This is a genomic window from Spartinivicinus poritis, from assembly GCF_028858535.1.
Classification (GTDB): Bacteria; Pseudomonadota; Gammaproteobacteria; order Pseudomonadales; family Zooshikellaceae; genus Spartinivicinus; species Spartinivicinus poritis.
Genome location: NZ_JAPMOU010000001.1, coordinates 303,545 through 324,593, shown reverse-complemented (window position 1 = coordinate 324,593; position 21,049 = coordinate 303,545). Strand labels below are relative to the sequence as shown.

At 41.5% G+C, this 21,049-nt stretch carries 19 protein-coding genes; 15 read left to right on the top strand and 4 right to left on the bottom strand.

The window, feature by feature from the left end; all coding sequences use genetic code 11:
• Positions 1-5 precede the first annotated feature (5 nt).
• The 7 genes from ORQ98_RS01410 (at position 6) to hisC (ending at position 6,000) form a co-directional block, all read left to right on the top strand.
• Positions 6-680, top strand: a complete 675-nt coding sequence (locus ORQ98_RS01410) for an MlaC/ttg2D family ABC transporter substrate-binding protein (RefSeq protein ID WP_274686984.1) — start codon at positions 6-8, stop codon at positions 678-680.
• Positions 680-988, top strand: coding sequence for an STAS domain-containing protein (locus ORQ98_RS01405; protein ID WP_274686983.1), 309 nt, complete (start codon positions 680-682; stop codon positions 986-988). The genes ORQ98_RS01410 and ORQ98_RS01405 overlap by 1 nt, the downstream gene beginning before the upstream one ends.
• A gap of 313 nt (positions 989-1,301) precedes the next feature.
• The gene (locus ORQ98_RS01400) at positions 1,302-1,541 is read left to right on the top strand and encodes a BolA family protein (protein ID WP_274686982.1); all 240 of its coding nucleotides are present in this window, start codon (positions 1,302-1,304) and stop codon (positions 1,539-1,541) included.
• A 61-nt stretch (positions 1,542-1,602) separates the two neighbouring features.
• Positions 1,603-2,865 (top strand): UDP-N-acetylglucosamine 1-carboxyvinyltransferase, encoded by a 1,263-nt coding sequence (gene murA, locus ORQ98_RS01395; RefSeq protein WP_274686981.1) that lies wholly within the window; start codon positions 1,603-1,605, stop codon positions 2,863-2,865.
• Between the two features lie 18 nt (positions 2,866-2,883).
• Positions 2,884-3,528 (top strand): ATP phosphoribosyltransferase, encoded by a 645-nt coding sequence (gene hisG / locus ORQ98_RS01390; protein WP_274686980.1) that lies wholly within the window; start codon positions 2,884-2,886, stop codon positions 3,526-3,528.
• Between the two features lie 43 nt (positions 3,529-3,571).
• Complete coding sequence (hisD, locus tag ORQ98_RS01385; protein ID WP_274686979.1) at positions 3,572-4,894, top strand: histidinol dehydrogenase; 1,323 nt, start codon at positions 3,572-3,574, stop codon at positions 4,892-4,894.
• Positions 4,895-4,896: 2 nt separating this feature from the next.
• Positions 4,897-6,000, top strand: coding sequence for a histidinol-phosphate transaminase (gene hisC, locus ORQ98_RS01380; RefSeq protein ID WP_274686978.1), 1,104 nt, complete (start codon positions 4,897-4,899; stop codon positions 5,998-6,000).
• 49 nt (positions 6,001-6,049) lie between these two features.
• Here hisC and ORQ98_RS01375 read toward each other — a convergent pair whose 3' ends face one another.
• On the bottom strand, positions 6,050-7,285 hold the full coding sequence (locus ORQ98_RS01375) for a S1C family serine protease (protein ID WP_274686977.1): 1,236 nt from the start codon (positions 7,283-7,285) through the stop codon (positions 6,050-6,052).
• Positions 7,286-7,431: 146 nt separating this feature from the next.
• Between ORQ98_RS01375 and ORQ98_RS01370 the strand changes: the two genes are divergently transcribed.
• The 7 genes from ORQ98_RS01370 to ORQ98_RS01340 all read left to right on the top strand — a co-directional run bounded on the left by ORQ98_RS01370 (position 7,432) and on the right by ORQ98_RS01340 (position 15,888).
• Positions 7,432-8,193, top strand: a complete 762-nt coding sequence (locus tag ORQ98_RS01370) for a Nif3-like dinuclear metal center hexameric protein (RefSeq protein WP_274686976.1) — start codon at positions 7,432-7,434, stop codon at positions 8,191-8,193.
• Positions 8,194-8,540: 347 nt separating this feature from the next.
• On the top strand, positions 8,541-9,449 hold the full coding sequence (cysD, locus tag ORQ98_RS01365) for a sulfate adenylyltransferase subunit CysD (protein ID WP_274686975.1): 909 nt from the start codon (positions 8,541-8,543) through the stop codon (positions 9,447-9,449).
• 35 nt (positions 9,450-9,484) lie between these two features.
• Positions 9,485-11,122, top strand: coding sequence for a sulfate adenylyltransferase subunit CysN (gene cysN, locus ORQ98_RS01360; protein ID WP_274686974.1), 1,638 nt, complete (start codon positions 9,485-9,487; stop codon positions 11,120-11,122).
• 565 nt (positions 11,123-11,687) lie between these two features.
• Positions 11,688-12,707 carry an amino acid ABC transporter substrate-binding protein gene (locus ORQ98_RS01355; RefSeq protein WP_274686973.1) on the top strand — a complete coding sequence of 340 codons (1,020 nt, stop codon included), beginning with the start codon at positions 11,688-11,690 and terminating at the stop codon, positions 12,705-12,707.
• Positions 12,708-12,789: 82 nt separating this feature from the next.
• Positions 12,790-13,977 (top strand): amino acid ABC transporter permease, encoded by a 1,188-nt coding sequence (locus tag ORQ98_RS01350; protein ID WP_274686972.1) that lies wholly within the window; start codon positions 12,790-12,792, stop codon positions 13,975-13,977.
• A gap of 1 nt (position 13,978) precedes the next feature.
• Positions 13,979-15,079: an amino acid ABC transporter permease gene (locus ORQ98_RS01345; protein WP_274686971.1), complete on the top strand. Its 1,101-nt coding sequence runs from the start codon at positions 13,979-13,981 to the stop codon at positions 15,077-15,079.
• 80 nt (positions 15,080-15,159) lie between these two features.
• Positions 15,160-15,888: an amino acid ABC transporter ATP-binding protein gene (locus tag ORQ98_RS01340; protein WP_274687030.1), complete on the top strand. Its 729-nt coding sequence runs from the start codon at positions 15,160-15,162 to the stop codon at positions 15,886-15,888.
• Positions 15,889-16,032: 144 nt separating this feature from the next.
• Here the strand turns inward: ORQ98_RS01340 and ORQ98_RS01335 are convergent, their stop codons facing one another.
• The 3 genes from ORQ98_RS01335 to ORQ98_RS01325 form a co-directional block, all read right to left on the bottom strand.
• Positions 16,033-16,914 carry a DMT family transporter gene (locus ORQ98_RS01335; protein ID WP_274686970.1) on the bottom strand — a complete coding sequence of 294 codons (882 nt, stop codon included), beginning with the start codon at positions 16,912-16,914 and terminating at the stop codon, positions 16,033-16,035.
• 127 nt (positions 16,915-17,041) lie between these two features.
• On the bottom strand, positions 17,042-18,370 hold the full coding sequence (locus ORQ98_RS01330) for a dicarboxylate/amino acid:cation symporter (RefSeq protein WP_274686969.1): 1,329 nt from the start codon (positions 18,368-18,370) through the stop codon (positions 17,042-17,044).
• 266 nt (positions 18,371-18,636) lie between these two features.
• The gene (locus ORQ98_RS01325; protein ID WP_274686968.1) at positions 18,637-19,449 is read right to left on the bottom strand and encodes an SDR family oxidoreductase; all 813 of its coding nucleotides are present in this window, start codon (positions 19,447-19,449) and stop codon (positions 18,637-18,639) included.
• Between the two features lie 533 nt (positions 19,450-19,982).
• Between ORQ98_RS01325 and ORQ98_RS01320 the strand changes: the two genes are divergently transcribed.
• Positions 19,983-20,723 (top strand): substrate-binding periplasmic protein, encoded by a 741-nt coding sequence (locus ORQ98_RS01320; protein ID WP_274686967.1) that lies wholly within the window; start codon positions 19,983-19,985, stop codon positions 20,721-20,723.
• The last annotated feature ends 326 nt before the right edge of the window (positions 20,724-21,049 follow it).

Below are 21,049 nucleotides of genomic sequence, written 5' to 3'. Positions count from 1 at the left end.
GCTCTATGAAAGTGATGTCTCAATACGTTTCAAAACAGTGGTTAATAAAGCTAGTGTTGGCTTTTAGCTGGTTGTTAGCAGTCACAACTTTAGCTCCCGTTTATGCTGATGAAAGCCCTGATGCAACAGTTAAAACAGCAACAGATAAAATGCTAGCTGTGATTAAAGCAGGCAAGCAAAGCTATAAAAAAACACCAGATAAGTTTTATTCTCAGCTACTAGAAGTACTTGAGCCTGTGGTTGCTTTTGATGTAATTGCTCGAGGAGTAATGAGTATTAAATACTCTAAAAATGCTTCAGACAAACAAGTTGTTCAGTTCACCGAAGCATTTAAAATGAGCATGGTCGAGTTTTATGGTAAGGCACTGCTGAAGTATGACAATGAAAAAATAGAAGTACACCCGGTAAATAAAGCGACTCTCAAGAAAAAGAGGGTGCCTGTCAACATGACAATTCATGCTGCAGATGGAGTCACTTATCCACTGACTTACACTATGTTCAAAGACAAAAAGGTTGATCAGTGGAAAATGCGCAATGTGATTGTCAATGGCATTAACATTGGAAAACTATTCAGAACTCAATTTTCTGAAGCGATGCAGCAGAATAAAGGTGATTTGCAGCAAGTTATCAATAACTGGACTGACATTATGAAAGCTGCAAATGAAAAGGGTAAGTCTTAGTGGTTGACGGTGAAGTGCTTTCAACCGCTCCTGGTCAGTTAAAGCTGGTCGGGAGTGTTACCTTTAGGGCTGCAGCAACCATTGAGCAGCAAGGGCGTGAGCTATTAATTAAACAGGCTGGTAACTGTACAGTAGATTTGTCTGAGGTCAGAGAAGCAGGCAGTGCGGCCTTATCAGTGTTACTTTCCTGGATGCGTCAAGCCCATCACCTTTCAATAAACTTATCGATTGTCAATATGCCTACTGATCTCTATGACTTAGCTAGGGTCAGTGGCTTGGATACTGTGCTGCCAATTCAGCAGGCATAGTAGGCCCGTGCCTTATCACACAGCATTTTGAAGTGAAATTGGAGCCTTCAGCAATGGAGGCTTATCTAAAGCTTTTAACAGCCTTTCTTGCTTTGCCCTAAACCCTTCCTATTTTGGCACCAAAATAGGAAAAGGCTTCCAAAAAGGTGTGTCAGTTTTCGCCTTTTTGCTTGTTTTTATATATCATAACCGCCCTTTCTTGAAGCAGTAACTTCATAGCAGATTATTATTTAAACATACTGATATTTAAATATTTAGAAAGCACCCTGGTATAACCTTTACTTTAAGGGTGCTCAGGATCAGGAGAAGACAAGTGCAGGCATTAGAAGTTAAGCAGCTATTAGAGTCAACTTTGCCCAATACTGAAGTTGTGGTGGCAGGTGAAGGCTGTAACTTTCAATTAACATTAGTTAGTGATGAACTAATGGCACTTTCCCCTGTAAAGCGCCAACAGCAAGTTTATGCACTTTTAAATGAGGCTATTACCTCTGGTGCAATTCATGCAGTGACTATGAAGTTTTGTAGTGTGGCTGACTGGCAAGCTCAGGCTTGATAAACCAGTAGAACAACATAGCCTGACTATTTATTGAAGTAACAAATTAACGGGAGCGTGCATGGATAAACTGATTATTTCCGGTGGAGTAAAACTTGATGGTGAAATTCGAATTTCAGGTGCAAAAAATGCTGCACTACCCATCTTAGCTGCTACGCTCCTGGCTGATGAGCCTGTCACTGTTTGTAATTTACCCCACTTGAATGACATTACCACTATGATTGAGCTGTTTGGCCGCATGGGGGTCGAGCTAGTGATTGATGAAAAGCTCAATGTGGAAGTGCACGCCAATACAATTAAAAGTCTTCATGCTCCCTATGAATTAGTTAAAACCATGCGTGCTTCGATTTTGGTTTTAGGGCCAATGGTCGCCCACTTTGGTCGCGCTGAAGTGGCTTTGCCTGGTGGTTGTGCTATTGGAAGTAGACCCGTTGATTTGCATATCCGTGGCTTGGAAGCAATGGGTGCTGACATTAAAGTTGAAGATGGCTATATCAAAGCGAGTGTTGATGGGCGCTTGAAAGGAGCCAAAATATTTCTTGATACGGTTACAGTAACTGGTACTGAAAACCTGTTGATGGCTGCCTGCTTAGCAGATGGAGAAACTATCATTGAAAATGCTGCCAGGGAGCCTGAAGTAGTTGATCTAGCCCACTGCTTGATAAAAATGGGGGCCAAAATTACTGGCCATGGTACTGACACTATTCGAATACAAGGTGTAGAGAGACTATCTGGTTGTCACTACTCGGTGCTACCAGACCGGATTGAAACGGGTACCTATTTAATTGCAGCTGCTGCAACTGGTGGGCGGATCAAAGTTAAAGATACTGCTCCTGATACTCTTGATGCTGTACTTGTAAAACTAAAGGAAGCAGGGGCTCATTTAGAAGTGGGTGAAGACTGGATTGAGCTGGATATGAAAGGTCAGCGTCCCCAAGCTGTCAGTTTAAAAACAGCTCCATATCCCGCTTTTCCAACTGATATGCAAGCACAGTTTACGGCTATGAATGCGGTAGCAGAAGGCACTGGCCGTATCACCGAAACCATTTTTGAAAACCGTTTTATGCATGCTTTAGAAATGATTCGAATGGGTGCAGATATGGTAGTAGAAGGCAATACAGTGATTGTGACAGGTGTCCCTCACTTAAAAGCTGCCCCAGTAATGGCGACTGACTTACGGGCATCGGCTAGCTTGGTTATTGCTGGTTTGGTTGCAGAAGGTGACACGGTAGTTGATCGCATTTACCATATTGACCGAGGTTATGAGTGTATAGAAGAAAAACTTCAATTATTGGGCGCTAAGATAAGGCGGACACCTTCCTAACGTAGTCGAAACCAAGGCATGAAACAATCAATTATGATCGCCCTTTCTAAAGGGCGAATTTTAAAAGAAACCTTACCCCTATTAAAACAAGCTGGTATAGAGCCTACCGAAGACCTTAATAGTCGCAAGCTGATTTTTCCTACCAACCATTCTCATATTAATTTACTTATTGTTCGTGCTACTGATGTGCCCACTTATGTAGAGTATGGCGCTGCTGATCTGGGGGTATCAGGCAAAGATGTGTTGCTTGAGCATGGTAGTCAGGCCTTGTATGAGCCTCTCGATTTAAAAATTGCCCAATGCAAGCTAATGACGGCAGGACCAGTGGGGCGAGAGCCTAGGCCAGGTCGGCTTAAAGTGGCGACTAAGTTTGTCAATATTGCCAAGCGCTATTATGCCGAGCAGGGTAAGCAGGTGGATATTATCAAGCTATATGGCTCTATGGAGCTGGCTCCTTTGGTTGGTTTGGCAGATAAGATTATTGATGTGGTTGATACGGGTAACACACTCAGGGCTAATGGCTTAGAGCCACAGGAATTAATAGCTCATATCAGCTCTCGGTTAGTAGTTAATAAAGCAGCCATGAAAGTGAAGCACCACGAGTTAAAGGAAATAATAGATGGACTTAAACAAGCTGTACTAAACACAAGTAATAACCAATAAATTAGTATTACAAGCAGTACCATTTATATAAGAGGTTCCAACAGTGTCTGGTGTGTCTATTACCCGGTTAAATTCATCGGCTGAGTCGTTTAACCAGCAGTTAGACGAGTTGCTTAAGTGGGAAGCCGTTTCTGACCTGAATGTTAATCAAACCGTCGCAGAAATTATCAATCAGATCAGACAGCATGGAGATGAGGCATTAATAAAGTATACCAATCAATTTGATCGTCTCTCAGTTGACTCAGTGGAGGAGTTAGCTATCTCTCCCGAAGCGTTACAAGCGGCGTTAGAGCAAATATCTTTTGAGCAAAAACAAGCACTAACAGAGGCTGCGAGCCGAATTCGCCAATATCATGAAGAACAGAAGAGCTGCTCTTGGCAATACGCTGAACTAGACGGCACTATTCTTGGCCAGCAGGTAATGCCCTTAGATCGAGTGGGGGTCTATGTACCAGGAGGTAAAGCGGCTTATCCTTCTTCAGTACTGATGAATGTGATTCCTGCCAAAGTTGCAGGAGTAAAAGAAGTAATCATGGTGGTGCCGACTCCCGATGACCAAGTCAATGCACTGGTTTTAGCCGCTGCTGCAATTGCTGGGGTAGATAAGGTATTTCGAGTGGGAGGTGCACAGGCGGTAGCTGCCCTAGCGTATGGCACTGCAACTATCCCCAGCGTCGACAAGATAGTAGGGCCTGGCAATATTTATGTAGCAACAGCAAAGCGAATGGTCTTTGGTCAGGTTGGTATCGACATGATTGCTGGGCCATCTGAGATTCTGGTGGTGTGTGATGGCAAAACCAACCCAGATTGGATTGCAATGGATTTGTTTTCCCAAGCGGAACATGATGAAGATGCTCAAGCGATTTTAATTTCACCTGACAGCAGCTATTTAGAGGCAGTTGAAAGTAGCATCAATAAGCTGTTACCTGAAATGGAGCGGGCAGAGATTATTCGTCAGTCGCTATCTTGTCGAGGCGCTTTAATTCAGGTTGCTGATATCGATGAAGCTATTGAGATTACTAATCGTATTGCGCCTGAGCACTTGGAACTATCAATTGAAAACCCTGAACAATACCTGCCTGTAATTCGTCATGCTGGGGCAATTTTCATGGGCCGACATACCCCTGAAGCACTGGGTGATTACTGTGCAGGTCCAAATCACGTGTTGCCTACCTCTGGTACTGCACGCTTCTCATCTCCATTAGGTGTTTACGACTTTGAGAAGCGTTCTTCTATTATTAACTTTAGTGCTAAGGGTGCGACAAAAGCTGGTCTAGTGGCTTCAGTACTGGCTAGAGGAGAAGGGTTAACTGCTCATGCGCGTTCTGCTGAGTTTCGGATCGACAAGCAGAGCATGGGAGAATAAGTATGCCACAAAAAGAACTTGATCAGGCTGTCCAGGCACGAGTAGAAAAGTGGGTTCGTTCTGATATTCAGTCGCTTAAAGCTTACCAGGTTGCTGATGCTTCAGGGCTAATCAAGCTTGATGCAATGGAGAACCCCTATACCTGGGAGGAAGAACTAAAGCAGCAGTGGCTAGCGGAAATGCAACAACAGTCGCTAAATCGCTATCCAGATCCATCGGGAAAAAGTGTTGTTGCTGGATTAAAGGAAGTATTTGGGATAGATCAGCGTTATGACGTGCTGTTAGGTAACGGCTCAGATGAACTGATTCAAATCATTATTGCAGCGTTGGCTGCTGATAACTTAACAGTGTTGTCACCTGAGCCCAGTTTCGTTATGTACGAGATGATCGCCAAGTTCCTTAGGGTCAACTATGTGGGCGTCCCACTGGGTAATGACTTTACGTTGGATTTGACAGCAATGTTGGATGCAATCGAAGCTCATCAGCCTGGCGTAGTTTTCCTAGCCCAGCCCAATAACCCAACAGGTAATTTATTTGGTGAGGAAAAGGTACGTCGAATAATAGAAGCGTCACCTGGCTTGGTAGTGGTTGATGAAGCTTATTTGGCTTTTGCTGAGAGCAATGCTCTAACACTGCTAGCAGACTATAGCAACCTGGTGGTCATGCGTACATTATCCAAAGTAGGCTTAGCTGGTTTAAGGCTGGGCTTTTTAGTGGGGCATCCTGGTTGGATCAATGAACTTAATAAAGTGAGGTTGCCTTACAATATTAATCAACTGACCCAGGTCAGTGCTCAGTTTGCGTTATTGCACTACAACCAGCTGGCTGAGCAAATAACCCAATTAGTGGTAGATCGCGAGCGGCTGTTTGAGTCTCTTCAGCAGCTTGAAGGAATTACCGTCTGGCCAAGCCAAGCCAATTTTCTGTTATTCCGAAGCCTTACAGTACCTGCTAAAGCGTTGCATCAAGCACTCATAAAAGAAGGTGTTTTAATTAAATGCCTTGATGGTGCTCACCCACTGCTTACTGGTTGCTTAAGAGTGACGGTAGGAGCACCTGCAGAAAATGAAGCTTTTCTTAAAGTACTATCTGCACTTTTGTCGTGATTATATACAAACTAATTAACCAATGAGGAGAACTCATTGGTTAATCTTTTTAGCGTCTTGGTTTTGTCCTAGGTTTTAAGCTTGGCCGCTGACCAATTACTGATTCAACAACAAGCTTTTGTCCATTTCTAATTGCCTTAATTACAACCTGTTCACCTGGTTGCATTAAAGCCACTTGCTGCATGACTTTGCGACCAGCTTTAGTTGACATGCCATTGATTTCAGTGATGATATCCCCTCGCTGCAAACCTGCTTGGTGTGCAGGCCCATTGCGATAAACACCAGTAATCAAAATACCATCTTTGTTTTTTAAGCCGAAAGCATCAGCGAGTTCTGGTGTTAGTGACTGAGCTTCAATACCGAGCCAGCCTCGAATGACTTTGCCATGCTTAACGATAGACAACATCACATCGCGAGCAATTTCAGAGGGGATAGCGAAGCCAATTCCTTGAGAGCCTCCTGACTTTGAAAATATTGCTGTATTTATACCAATCAAGTCACCAAAGGCATTAATCAGCGCACCACCTGAGTTACCTGGGTTAATAGCCGCATCAGTTTGAATAAAGTCTTCATACGTACTGAGGCGTAGTTTGTTTCTACCTGTAGCACTGATAATACCCATAGTGACGGTTTGTCCCACCCCAAATGGATTACCGATAGCTAGAACGACATCACCAATATCCGAATTTCTGGAGCGGGCTAGGGTGATAGCAGGTAAGTTCTTCATATCAATTTTTAATACAGCCAGATCTGTGTCTGGGTCGGTGCCTATCACTCGAGCACGGGTGTCTCTACCATCTTGTAAAGCGACAATAATTTCATCAGCACCTTGAATAACATGATTATTGGTAACCACATAGCCTTCTGGACTCATAATAACGCCGGAGCCTAAACTTGACTGCATCCGCTGATGGTTGGGCATTTGGTCATAACCAAAAAAGTCCCGAAAGAATGGATCATCAAAAATAGGGTGGCGATGTTCACGGATAATTTTAGTGGTATAGATATTGACTACTGCAGGCGCCGCTTTTTTTACTGCAAGATTATAAGACACTGGACCTGAGAGTGTTGAAGCCCTATCTGTTTTATGATTAGTCGAAGGTGCACGAGAGTTGTCACCAGTATAACTGGCTGGTGTGACTCCATCGCTATAATCAACTTGAGTCAAATGGGGAGTAGGTGTAGAAGATTTTCTGGTTAACTCAGGAAACTGCTGGAGAATTACCAATGCCAGCAGCACTCCAGATATAGTAGGCCAGGTAAGAAACTTGGTAAGTTTTTTCATGCATAACCCTATTTATGGATACACTTTATGCAGAACTAAGTAGTGTTGTCCTCAAGTTGTCTCGACTAAATGCCTTGCTATTATACGGGCTATTATCCTAGTGTGTCATCTCACATGTAATTTTGTTTGGAGGTAACTTTTATCCAATGGCTATATCTCGCCAATCATTGCTCGATTTTTTAGGTCAGACTTTAGAGTCCCAGTTGTTCAAAGACTACTGCCCAAATGGTCTTCAAGTAGAAGGAAAAGATCAAATTAAAACGATTGTTACAGGTGTAACAGCATCGTTAGCACTTATAAAAGCTGCTATAGAGAGGAATGCTGATGCCATAATTGTGCATCATGGCTATTTCTGGAAAGGGGAAGCGCCTGTTGTAACAGGGATGAAGAAGCGCAGGCTTGAGCTACTCCTTAAGCATGAAATTAACCTGTTAGCTTATCACTTACCATTAGATGCTCACTCAGAGTTGGGAAATAATGCTCAACTTGCAAAACTGCTCAATATTAAGCCTGAATCAGGTCTGGAGCAGGATAATCCAAGAAGCATCGGTTTGGTGGGGTGTTTAGCTGAGCCTCTGTCACTTGGTGAGTTGGGTGAGCAAATTCAGTTAACCCTTCGGCGTGAACCGCTGTTGATATCTGGAGGCGATCACTCAATACGGCGAATCGCTTGGTGTACGGGTGCTGCACAGGGCTTTATCGATCAAGCAATTGCCCATGGTGTTGATGCTTATTTAACGGGAGAGATATCAGAGCCTACTGTTCACACTGCCCGAGAGATGGGAGTTCATTTTATCGCGGCTGGGCATCATGCGACTGAGCGCTATGGGGTCAAAGCGCTGGGGGAGCATATTCAAGAGCAGTTTGGTATTAAGCATCACTTTATTGATATAGATAATCCTGTTTAATACAGCTCCTGTAGTAATGGACTAGGAGCCTGTCCGAGAATTGAGAACCTACTACGGAAAAGCTGATTTTGGCCCGATTTCTCCATAATTCTTGTTAAATATGCTCAATATTCGCCTCAAATTATGAAAAAATCTGACTCCAAACAGCTTCTCCTCGCTACGACTTCTATTCTCGGACAAGCTCCTAGCGCAGCTAGATATATCTATATTATTTATTTGTATAAATAACGCACTTCTTATAATTACTTTTAATTTGTTATATTAGTCTGCAGAGAAGAGTACCTGCAAAACGGGTGCTTTACTCCACCAATCATCAAACTCCATAAGATAAGTTTTGTGGGTACCCAATGGCGGCAAAAAAGCAGACTCATTTAAGCCAGCTCGAGGCTGAGAGTATTCATATTATAAGAGAAGTGGCGGCTGAGTTTGATAACCCAGTAATGCTTTACTCTATTGGCAAGGATTCAGCGGTTATGTTGCACCTGGCGATGAAAGCATTCTATCCAGGTAAGTTGCCATTTCCTTTATTACACGTAGATACCACCTGGAAGTTTAAAGAAATGATCCAGTTTCGGGATCAACGGGTGAAGGAACTGGGGTTGGAGCTACTTGTTCATACTAACCATGAAGGTATTGCACAAAATATCAATCCGTTTGTACATGGCAGCGCCAAACATACTGATATTATGAAAACCCAAGCGCTAAAGCAAGCACTTGATAAGTATGGCTTTGATGCAGCTTTTGGTGGTGCTCGCCGTGATGAAGAAAAGTCTCGAGCTAAAGAGCGAGTTTACTCTTTCCGTGATCAGAACCACCGTTGGGACCCTAAAAATCAGCGCCCGGAACTATGGAGTATTTATAACGGGAAAATCAATAAAGGCGAAAGTATCAGAGTTTTCCCTCTATCCAATTGGACTGAGCTAGATATTTGGCAATATATCCATTTAGAAAAAATTCCTATTGTTCCCCTATACTTTGCCAAGCCAAGACCTGTGGTTAATCGTGATGGCGTTGATATTATGGTTGATGATGACCGAATGCCACTGGCTGAGGGTGAAAAACCTGAGATGAAGAATGTCAGGTTTCGTACGTTAGGCTGTTACCCTTTAACTGGTGCAGTTGAGTCAACAGCAACCACTTTGCCAGATATTATTCAGGAAATGCTGCTAACAAAAAGTTCTGAAAGGCAAGGTCGGGTTATCGATCATGATAGTGCTGGCTCAATGGAAAAGAAAAAGCAGGAAGGCTATTTCTAAGCCACTGTTTGTACGAATCGACTCAGGAACCTGCTATGTCACACCAATCTGATTTAATTGCATCTGATATTCATGCTTATTTGGCTGAGCATGAAGGAAAAAATTTATTGCGTTTTTTAACTTGTGGAAATGTGGATGATGGTAAAAGCACGCTGATAGGCCGCTTACTGCATGACTCCAAAATGATTTATGAAGACCAGTTGGCTGCAGTGCAAGCAGATAGCAGCAAAATAGGGACAACCGGAGAAAAGCTTGATTTAGCATTATTGGTAGATGGTTTACAGGCTGAGCGTGAACAGGGAATTACTATCGATGTGGCTTTTCGGTATTTTTCGACTGCAAAGCGGAAATTTATTATTGCTGATACACCAGGCCATGAACAATATACCCGAAATATGGCAACTGGTGCTTCGACCTGTGATTTAGCGATAATTTTGGTTGATGCTCGATATGGTGTACAAACTCAAACCCGTCGACATAGTTATATTGCTGCATTATTGGGAATTAAGCATTTAATTGTAGCAATTAATAAAATGGATTTAATTGCTTATTCTGAAGAAAAGTTTAATGAGATAAAAAAAGTTTACTTGGATTTCGCAGAACAAATTAATATCAGTGATATCCGTTTTGTACCCATTTCTGCACTAGACGGTGATAATGTAGTAGAGCCCAGCGTTAATATGCCTTGGTATCAAGGTGAAACGCTAATGTATATTTTAGAAAATGTTACTGTCGATAAAGATAAAAACTTCAATGATTTTCGTTTCCCTGTGCAATATGTTAATCGGCCTAACCTGAACTTTAGAGGCTTCAGTGGCACTGTTTCTTCGGGGGTAATCAAATCAGGAGATGAAGTAGCTGTGTTGCCTTCAGGAAAGCTGAGCAAGGTCAAGAGTATAGTAAGCTATGATGGCGAGCAGGAAGAAGCAAGTGCCGGAGAAGCGATAACGTTGACATTAGCAGACGAAATTGATGTGAGCCGGGGAGATATGTTGGTTAGAGCAGGAGATCAGCCTTTAGTTGGTCGTCAGTTTAGTGCTCATGTTGTCTGGATGTCAGAAGCACCATTAACGGAAGAAAAGCAGTATGATATTAAGCTGTCTTGTAACTCTACGGTGGGTCGTGTTGAATCAATCCAATATAAAATTGATATTAATACGTTGGAACAATGCACTACAAATCAGTTGCAGTTAAATGAGATTGCGGTTTGTAGACTATCTGTTAATAAACCAATTGTCTTCGACCCTTATGATCACAACCGCCTGACGGGCTCATTTATTTTAATTGATCGGTTAACTAATGTTACCGTTGGCGCAGGGATGATAATTAATAGTGAGGCTAGCCAAGTAAAAGACCAGCCTGTTACTCCATTTCAGCGTCAACAGAGGCTTCATCAGCAACCACTAGTCGTTATGATTAGTGAAAACCAGTCTTTTAAAGATATCTCTCAACGTATAGAGAGACTGCTGTTTGACGCAGGAAAAACAGTGGTTATCTTGCCTGAGAGTTGGGATCAAACTATTTATCAACAAGTAATTCCAGCACTGCTTTCAGCAGGATTGATTGTGATAACCAAAGCAATAGATAATTTCGAAAGTGAAGCTGTGGTTAATGTTGATGAAAAAAATAAATCAACAGAAGAGCTAGTTTCACTATTTGCCCCCTACCTCTAAATAGTCTTCTTTAAGTATAAAAGCCCCTAAAACTGACCCTCTAGTCAATTTTAGAGGCTTTTATACGTTATTCCTTATTTAAAACTAAAACTATTATTAAATAATTACTAAGAATATCTGGTGGGTCTAATATGGTGCAGCTATGCCTCAAAAAAGCTCAAAAACCTAATATAAGCAATTGCTAAGATAAATTAAGCGCAATCTGTAAACGTGCATTATAAAAAAATTTGACTCAGGCCCTTTCTTTTGCTCTAAATTAGAACTCGTACCTCAGAGTTACAATAGGACACAAACCAGCGTTAATTTAACATTGCATTATTAAGTAAAAATTGTTTAATTAGACTGACTCTTTTGGGGCATTCCTGGTAAATGCACCAAAATGATGAATATAAAATAGTTATAATAAGCCATTTTTATAGAATGGCATAAGTCGGAGTCGGGGAAGAAACTGAAAGTACTGGTAAAAGTACCGTTATAGGAGTCTGGCAAGTATGCCCAGGGGTAAGACCCCACACCATGGAAGGGCTTTCCCATAAATAGATAATACCAAGGATACAAAACAATTATGAAGAAGATAGGTCTAGTAGCGGCCGCGACCGCAATCAGTGTATCTTTTGCCTCAGCTTCTATTTCTGCTGATACATTATCAACAGTCAAAAAGAAAGGTTATCTCAATTGTGGTGTTAGTACAGGGCTACCTGGCTTTTCTAACCCTGATGATAAAGGCAAATGGCAAGGCCTAGATGTGGATGTTTGCCGTGCAGTCGCTGCAGCAACCCTAGGTAGTGAGAAAAAAGTCAAATATATCCCCCTTACAGCTAAAGAACGCTTTACTGCTCTACAATCAGGCGAAATTGATATCCTTTCACGTAATACCACTTGGACGCTTACCCGAGATGTTTCTCTTGGCTTAAACTTTGCCGGAGTGAACTACTATGATGGCCAAGGCTTTATGGTGAGTAAAAGCCTTGGAGTCAAGAGTGCAAAAGAGTTAGATGGTGCTGCAGTTTGTATTCAGTCTGGTACTACTACAGAATTAAACTTGGCTGACTATTTCCGTCAGCATGGTATGAAGTATACGCCAGTTGTATTTGATACCTCAGACCAGACAGTTAAAGGTTTTGAAGCAGGTCGATGTGATGTATTAACCAGTGACCAATCACAACTGTATGCGTTAAAAATAAAACTGTCTAAACCAAATAATGCCATGGTATTACCCGAAATTATTTCTAAAGAGCCATTAGGTCCGGTGGTTAAACAAGGTGATGATAAGTGGTTTAACATTGTTAAATGGTCTTTATTTGCAATGGTTAATGCTGAAGAACTTAGTTTAACTTCTGATAACATTGATGCTAAGAAAAAGGCTAAAAACCCAGAAGTTAAGCGTTTTGTTCAAAGTGATGGTCCTATTGCCAAGCAGCTAGGCTTGAGTCAGGACTGGGCTTACCAAGTAGTTAAGCAAGTAGGTAACTACGGAGAATCCTTCGACCGGAACGTCGGTAAAAACTCGCCTTTAAACATCGATCGTGGTGTTAATGCTTTATGGAGCAAGGGTGGTTTCATGTATGCCCCTCCAATGCGCTAAGCATTTCTCAAAAAACGGCTACAATCATTTGATGTAGCCGTTTTGTCTAATTAGCCTTGCAGTAACTTGGAGAATTATAAAAATGCCGGAAAATAAGCATAATCTGGCAGCTGGAAACGTGAGTTTCTGGAATGACCCTGCTAAACGGTCATTAGTATTTCAAGCCATTTTATTTCTAGCAGTTTTTGCTGTTGGATACATTATTTACCAAAATACTCAGCATAATCTTGAAAGCCGGGGAATTACCACAGGCTTTGAGTTTTTAGATGCTGAAGCAGGTTTTGGTATTATTCAAAGCCTTATTCCTTATGATGAAACTCATAGTTATGGTACAACCTTTATTGTAGGTCTTCTTAATACCATTTTAGTGTCTGCACTTGGGGTCTTCTTTGCAACAATATTGGGCTTTTTAATTGGTGTTGCCAGGTTATCTCATAACTGGTTAATTGCTCGTGTAGCTGCAGTTTACATCGAAATTTTTCGAAATATCCCACTCTTATTGCAGATATTTTTCTGGTATTTTGCTGTTTTAAGGTTGTTGCCTGGACCAAGACAAAGCCTTGAATTTGCTGATATTGCCTTTCTCAATGTGCGTGGTGTTTATCTTCCTTCACCTGTTTTGGGGGAGGGGTTTGGCTGGGTCCTTGCTGCTTTGGTACTTGCACTGATAGCGATATTTTTTATAAAACGATGGGCTAAACGAAGACAAAATGAGACAGGTGATCAGTTTCCTGTTTTTTGGGCCTCTCTTGGTGTGCTCATTGGTTTGCCTTTTATCGTATTTCTTTTAAGTGGTGCATCTTTACAGTGGGAAATACCTGAGCTTAAAGGGTTTAACTTTAGGGGTGGTTTAACGATTATCCCTGAATTAAGTGCGTTGTTAATTGCGCTAACTATATACACCGCAGCGTTTATTGCAGAGATTGTTCGTTCTGGGATTGAGTCAATTAGTAAAGGACAAACCGAAGCCGCTCGTGCACTTGGTGTCAGTCCTGGCAAAACCCTGCAACTGGTTATTATTCCTCAAGCAATGCGCGTTATCATTCCCCCATTAACAAGTCAGTACTTGAACCTTATCAAGAACTCGTCACTAGCAACAGCAATAGGCTACCCCGATTTAGTTTCGGTGTTTGCTGGTACAACGTTAAACCAGACTGGTCAGGCTATCGAAGTTATATCAATGACAATGGCAGTATATTTGACATTGAGCTTGCTCGTGTCGCTGTTTATGAACTGGTATAACAAGCGCATGGCGTTGGTGGAGAGATAAGATGATTCATAATGATAATAAGTTGCCAGATTTGCCTCCACCTAAAAATACAACAGGTATAGTTGGGTGGGCTAAGGAAAATCTATTTTCATCGCCTTTGAATTCTATTTTAACAATAATTGCTTGCTATTTGCTGTATATAAGTCTTGTACCAGCAGTAGAGTGGGCTTTTGTTAAAGCTGACTGGCTGGGTGATTCCAGAGAGGCTTGTACCAGTGGTGGAGCGTGTTGGGTATTTATTACAGCCAGGTTAAATCAATTTATTTATGGTTTTTATCCAGAAGAGTTGTATTGGCGAGTCAATATAGTGTTTGCAATATTTTCAGTATTAGTTGCTGCACTAGTTATTGAGAGAACTCCTTACAAAGGCTGGATTGCTAGCTTTGCTTTAATAGTGTTCCCAGTTATCGCTTTTTTCCTGCTTTATGGTGGTGGATTTGATTTAAAAATCGTTGAAACCCATAAGTGGGGTGGCTTGATGCTAACGCTTGTGCTGGCTGTCGTGGGTATTGTAGCAGCATTACCCTTCGGTGTTTTGTTGGCGCTAGGGCGTCGCTCTGATATGCCGGTGGTTAAATCATTTTGCGTCATTTTTATTGAAATCTGGCGAGGTGTGCCACTAATAACTGTGTTATTCATGGCATCAGTGATGTTGCCGCTGTTTATACCTGAGGAAGTGTCCTTTGATAAACTGTTACGTGCTTTAGTGGGGATTGTTATGTTCCAGTCTGCCTATATGGCAGAAGTAGTGCGGGGCGGTTTACAGGCTATACCCAAAGGACAATATGAAGCAGCTAAAGCGCTTGGCCTTAGTTACTGGAAATCAATGGGGTTAATTATTCTGCCTCAGGCACTGAAAATGATGATACCTGGGATCGTTAATACCTTCATTGCATTATTTAAAGATACCAGTTTGGTATTGATTATTGGCCTTTTCGATCTACTTGCAATTGTTCAGGCAGGTTTGTCAGATCCAAAATGGTTAGGCTACTCAGTAGAAGGGTATGTGTTTGTAGCGTTTGTATTTTGGGTCTTCTGTTTTGGTATGTCCCAATACAGTCAGGCTTTAGAAAGAAAACTAGATACAGGACATAAGAGCTAACCAATTGGGTTTTAGGATTTAGAGGTATTTATATGTTAGAAAAAACAGATAAGCCTGGGATGCAAATTAGCGACGAAGTAATGGTAGAAATGCGCAATGTCAATAAATGGTATGGCGAATTTCATGTCTTAAAAGATATCAATATGAAAGTGAACAAAGGGGAGCGAATAGTAATTTGCGGCCCTTCTGGTTCAGGAAAGTCAACTACGATACGTTGTATTAATCGGTTGGAGGAACATCAGCAGGGTGACATTATTGTTGCAGGGACCCCTCTGACGAATGATGTTAAAAACATTGAAAGTATTCGTCGTGAAGTAGGCATGGTGTTTCAGCACTTTAATTTATTTCCTCACTTAACAGTGCTAGAAAATTGTTGCTTAGCGCCGGTTTGGGTGCGTAAAAAACCTCGTAAAGAAGCAATGGAAGTTGCCATGCATTACCTGGAACGGGTAAAAATTCCAGATCAAGCGAAAAAATATCCGGGCCAGCTATCTGGTGGCCAACAACAACGGGTAGCAATTGCTCGTAGTTTGTGTATGAACCCTGAGGTGATGTTATTTGATGAGCCAACTTCAGCACTTGACCCAGAAATGATTAAAGAAGTGCTGGATACTATGATTGAGCTAGCAGAAGATGGCATGACAATGTTATGTGTAACCCACGAGATGGGCTTTGCCAAAACCGTCGCTAATCGGGTTATCTTTATGGATGGTGGCCAAGTAGTTGAGGAAAACGAGCCTAATGAGTTCTTTAATAACCCGCAATCTGAAAGGACTCAGCTCTTCTTAAGCCAAATCTTACAGCACTAATTTAAAAATCCTTCCTACAGTTGCAAATCGGACCTTAGTCTGATTTGCAACTTCTTTTACTTCATCAGCTTTTATTGATTTTGATTAAACATTCTCTCCAACATATCATTTGATACTATACCTTTTGCATTTAGTATAAAGTGATTAAGCATGTTGGGTTTGCGCTGTTTTTGTTGCCTTGTTGATAGTGATTCCACTAGCCACAATAAACAGAGAGCCAAGAATAATAAAAATATCAGGTTTTGTTTGCCAAACCAGATAGCCGATGATCATCCCCCAAACGATACATGAGTATTGAAATGCCCCGACGGTCGAAGCGGGAACCGTTTTTAACGCATTAAAAATAAAAATTTGGGCAAAACCAGCTGCCAACCCACAAGCAGCAAATAAACCTAAATCTACTAATCCAGGCATGGAAAAAGAAGGAATCATCATTAAACCGGAAATGAGAATGGTAAAACTCATCCCATAAAAAAGCATTGCCCCTTTATTTTCTGTTACACTCATTTTCTTCATTAATACAGTATTTAGTGCAAAGCAGGTAGCTGCTCCTAAAGCGCCTAAAATACCCATATTAAAAGTTGTAAACCCTGGTCTTAGTACAATTAAAACACCGATAAAGCCAATTCCTATGGCCAGATATTGTGCGATAGTATTTTTCTCACCCAGCAGAAAAGGAGAGATAATACAAAGTATAATTGGCCCAGTAAGAATTAGGGCAAAACCATCTGCTAATGGCATTAGGCTAAAAGCAAATAGTGCTGTTAAGCGGAGTCCTAGAATAATGACGCCCCTCAATAGATGAAGGCTTGGACGTTTAGTGGCTAGTAATTCTTTGATAGGTACTTTTGTTAGCATAAAACTGACGGGTAGCAGGCTGAATAAAGAGCTAAAAAAAGTAATTTCAGCAATGCTATAGCTTTGGGTTAGCCATTTGCCTATAGCATCCATCAGGCTAAACAAAAAGTAACCAAAAATAGTGTAGAAAACACCAGAGTGTACAAATTGCAAAATATAATCCTTCACTACATAGGGGCGGAAATGCACCTGAAAAGAATTTTAAATATGAATGCTAGGTTAGTTGATAAAATACTAATTGTTGAAAATATAGAATAAGAACAATGGGCCAGGCATTGCCTGGCTGATTTTAGCTTTAAGCTGATTTGTCGATTAAATCTGAAGTAGAGGCAACAGCATAAGTACAGACTAAGTCCCCAGTTACATTATTGGCTGTTTCAAACATGTCTAAAATTGGGTTAATACCTAATGCTAGAGCAACAATAATGGAAATTTGAGTAGGATCTAAGCCCATTGCTTGCAAAATAATAAATAGCAACATTAGGCTGCCACCAGGTACACCACCAGCACCTATTGAAGCTAGTACAGTGGTTATTACTAATACCACCAAGGCACTAAAGCCTAAGTCCAGGCTAAACATATTCGCGGCCAAGATGGCAAACATAGGTAGGTGGACGCATACTCCATCCATGTTAATGGTTGCACCCAATGGTAATGAGAAACTGGCTAACTCATTTTTTACCTTTAGGTCATCTTCTGCTACTCGAATTGATACTGGTAAGGTAGCAGCACTACTACGAGTAATGAAAGCTGTGATAATTGCTTCTTGCATAATTTTCATCACAGGGATGGGGTTACGCTTTGTAACTACAGCGAGTAGAAGAGGGTAGGCAATGAATACCATGACCAGTACCCCAGCAATGACACCAAGGGTTACTTCTACATAGGGTCCGGCAATTTTGGGGCCGTAGGCGCTAAAGTTAGCAATAGACAGGGCAAACACACCAATTGGAGTATACTCTAAAATCCAGTCAACTAGCTTAAAAATAATATCCCGGCCAGCTGAAATAATATCCATGAGCTTGTTCAGAGCACTCTTTTGCTGTTTGTCATTACTATTTTCAAGTAAAACTCTAAGTGCCAGGCCAAATAAAATAGAAAAGGTGATAATAGCTAAAAAATTACCATTGGAGAGTGCACTGAACGGATTTTCAAACATGCCCAATAAAATGCTAAGGATTCCACCTTGCTTCGTCTCAGCTTGAGCCGCTTTTAATTGAGCCGCCTCTTGAACTTGACTAGATGATGCAATGCTTTCCCACGCTTGTAGAGCCGCTTCACTGCCTGGATTAAAAGCTGTAGCCATTAAAGCACCTACAGCAGCGGCTAGAAATGAGCACAATAAATACCAGCTGATGACTTTTAAACCAACTTTACCAAACCGTTGGATAGGTAAACTTGCAGCACCAACGATTAACGACAAGCAAATAACAGGCACAACAATCATCTTAAGCAAACTGACCAATAAATCACCAAAAGGCTTGATATATTGCAGTGCATTTGTCGTTTGCTCTGGGGTGCCTAATAACCACATAGCACAGCCTATGGCTGAACCAGCTAAAAAGCCAATAAAAATACGCATTAGCAGCGATGACGAAAAATAAAGCTTAGCAAGTTGTTTCACATTACATCCTATTACTAACTATTGCTGACTCGCTGATTCATCAATGGCTGCTTACAATAAGAAACCAAAGGAATCACAGGCCAGCCCGAATTTCACCAGGCCATAGAAATGCTTACCAGACCATGGCAGTACTTGGGCTAGCTAAACTTAAAGCGGGCATATTTTATACGTAGTAGTACTAAGAAGCGAGTATACGAAAGCATGAGCTGAGTTAGATAAGGCTTCCGCTTGCTTTGCTCAATCAGCAAGCGGAGATAAAAAGAGGACTAGCTTTTTCCTTTAAACATTTTAAGTAACTCATTCATCGCTGTTGTTGTACCAGCAAGGGACCAACCGCCATCAACAGGAATGACAGTGCCACTGACATAACTGCCATAATCAGAAGCAAGGAACATAGCCAGATGGCCAACATCATCTGTCGTTCCAAGTCGATTCAGAGGAACAGACTCTTGAACCATTTCCTGGATTGCTGGAGTTGGTGCCAGTCGCTTCATCCCTTCAGTATTTTCAATAGGGCCGGGTACAATAGAGTTGATTCTAATCCCATCACCTCCCCACTCGAGTGCTAAGACTCGAGTGAGCATATCAACGCCTGCTTTGGCTGCACATACATGGCTTTGCATGGGGGATGCAACAAAGGCTTGTGGAGCAGAAATATTAATAATTGATGCACCAGGTTTAGAGAGGTAAGGGTGAGCTGCTTGCAATACGTTAAAACTTCCCAGTAAATCTATATCCACTACTGATTTAAAGCCGTTGGCAGACATGCCTAAGGCAGGTGAAGGGAAGTTGCCTGCTGCGCCAGACACTAATACATCAAAGTTGCCCCATTCACTATGGGCTTGTTTGAAAGTCTCTTTGACTTTCTCAGCATCACGAACATCAACGCTAAAGCCGATGGCTGTTGCCCCCAGTGCTTGCAACTCACTGACGGCTTTCTCTACTTTATCTTGAGAGCGACTGGCAACTGCAACTTGTGCACCATGGCTGGCAAAGCATTTTGCAATGCCAAGGTTTATGCCGCTAGTGCCGCCCATTACAAATACTCGCTTGTTATTAAAGTTAAAAGCTTGGCTCATACTTTCTCCTAAATTTTACTGACCTTGCAGTTTAGTCATTAAGCAACACATGCCGATGGGTTACTCTTACTTCAACAACTTACCTGGTAAATAAGTTAAAGATGTCTTTCTACTTCTGCATATCTTCATAAGTTTGATGAGCAGCCCCAATGGCGAGCCCTGTGATATACTAACACAGTTAAAACGTTTGTTTGAATTAGTGTGGTGCTATTCATCAGCTGAGTTGTAGTCAAGACTATACAGTTGATGAAACTACTGATAGCACTGGCTAGTCCATATGAACTTGGCTAACCTGATGTCAGGTAAGGCCAATAATTGTACGCTGTTAGTCTTATGTTGCGAGAGTGATTGCAAGTAAATACCAAAACGGGCGTATAATAAATTAAACTGCCCAAATATGGGCTAGGTGGCTGGTTAGTGCTGCAGTCTGTATGTATGACAATGTGCAGCAACTGGAGATAGGAGGCTCAAATTTAAGTGACAGAGTGATCACCAGCTAGAAAGATAAAAACTGAGTAGTTCGAGAGGAATTAATGTACACCAGAATATTCACTCTTATCTGTTGTAGCTTGGTTACTACAATAGCAATGGGGGCCAGCTATAAATTAAACCTGCTCACAGAAAATAACCCCCCATTTAATATGAGTACTAATGGGAAAAAGTTCGCACGAGAGGAGCAGGTGGATGGGTTAGCGACAGTTATTCTGCGCGAAATGTGTAAGCGAGCCCAAATAACCTGTACTTTTACACTACGCTTTCCTTGGAGTAAGGTTCTTGAGCAGGCGCAAACGAAGCCTGGCTATGCCGTTTATACTACAGTTCGTACCCCAGAGCGTGAGCCTAACTTTAAGTGGGTAGGGCCAATTACACGAAATGATTGGATATTTGTTGCAAAAGCAGATAGTACCATTCAGTTGAAGACACTAGATGACGCTAAGCAGCTCCGAGTAGGGGGCTATAAAGGTGATGCTAAGGCTAAGTTTTTAGAAGGCAAAGGGTTTAGCTTGGTTACATCACTGCAAGATATACGTCTTTTAAATAAACTGGATCAAGGGAAAATTGACTTGTGGGTTACCAGTGATCCGGCGGGACCACAACTGGCGCAAAAAAATAATATTGCAGTTAAAAAGGTCTTTGTGATTCAACGAAAAGATCTCTTTCTTGCTGTCAATAAACAAGTGCCTGATGAAATTATAGACAAATTACAAAAAGCTTATAAACAGTTGGAACAAGAGGGAGTAGTCAAGCAAATTGAAGATCGTTTCTTACAGTAAGCGCATTTTCTCCTTCTCTCTGGTGATATTGTAAAAACTGAACTAGTTAGTGGTGGGCAAACCTGCTCACCCAAGTATTTATTGAATTGAGGCCCTTACTAAACTCTTATCCCTCCTTGTATTTTCCTTTAGGTGCAGTGCAAGCTTACCTTCATAAGCTAGAGAAGTTATGAAGTGTTTCCTTTTCTACGCTATTAAGTATTTATTTAAATTTTATTGCAATAAATAAAAATAACAGAATCATTTATATTAGCAACTCAAGTTTTTGTCTACTTTTGTCGTAGTGCTTAACCCTTTGCAAGCCTACAATACTTGAGGTACTTTAA

Coding starts and splice junctions, on each gene's coding strand:
- cysD (WP_274686975.1), top strand. CDS start 8,541: ATGGCGGCAAAAAAGCAGACTCATTTAAGCCAGCTCGAGGCTGAGAGT.
- ORQ98_RS01325 (WP_274686968.1), bottom strand. CDS start 19,449: ATGAGCCAAGCTTTTAACTTTAATAACAAGCGAGTATTTGTAATGGGC.
- cysN (WP_274686974.1), top strand. CDS start 9,485: ATGTCACACCAATCTGATTTAATTGCATCTGATATTCATGCTTATTTG.
- murA (WP_274686981.1), top strand. CDS start 1,603: ATGGATAAACTGATTATTTCCGGTGGAGTAAAACTTGATGGTGAAATT.
- ORQ98_RS01370 (WP_274686976.1), top strand. CDS start 7,432: ATGGCTATATCTCGCCAATCATTGCTCGATTTTTTAGGTCAGACTTTA.
- ORQ98_RS01345 (WP_274686971.1), top strand. CDS start 13,979: ATGATTCATAATGATAATAAGTTGCCAGATTTGCCTCCACCTAAAAAT.
- ORQ98_RS01410 (WP_274686984.1), top strand. CDS start 6: ATGAAAGTGATGTCTCAATACGTTTCAAAACAGTGGTTAATAAAGCTA.
- ORQ98_RS01340 (WP_274687030.1), top strand. CDS start 15,160: ATGGTAGAAATGCGCAATGTCAATAAATGGTATGGCGAATTTCATGTC.
- ORQ98_RS01355 (WP_274686973.1), top strand. CDS start 11,688: ATGAAGAAGATAGGTCTAGTAGCGGCCGCGACCGCAATCAGTGTATCT.
- ORQ98_RS01320 (WP_274686967.1), top strand. CDS start 19,983: ATGTACACCAGAATATTCACTCTTATCTGTTGTAGCTTGGTTACTACA.
- ORQ98_RS01350 (WP_274686972.1), top strand. CDS start 12,790: ATGCCGGAAAATAAGCATAATCTGGCAGCTGGAAACGTGAGTTTCTGG.
- hisG (WP_274686980.1), top strand. CDS start 2,884: ATGAAACAATCAATTATGATCGCCCTTTCTAAAGGGCGAATTTTAAAA.
- ORQ98_RS01375 (WP_274686977.1), bottom strand. CDS start 7,285: ATGAAAAAACTTACCAAGTTTCTTACCTGGCCTACTATATCTGGAGTG.
- hisC (WP_274686978.1), top strand. CDS start 4,897: ATGCCACAAAAAGAACTTGATCAGGCTGTCCAGGCACGAGTAGAAAAG.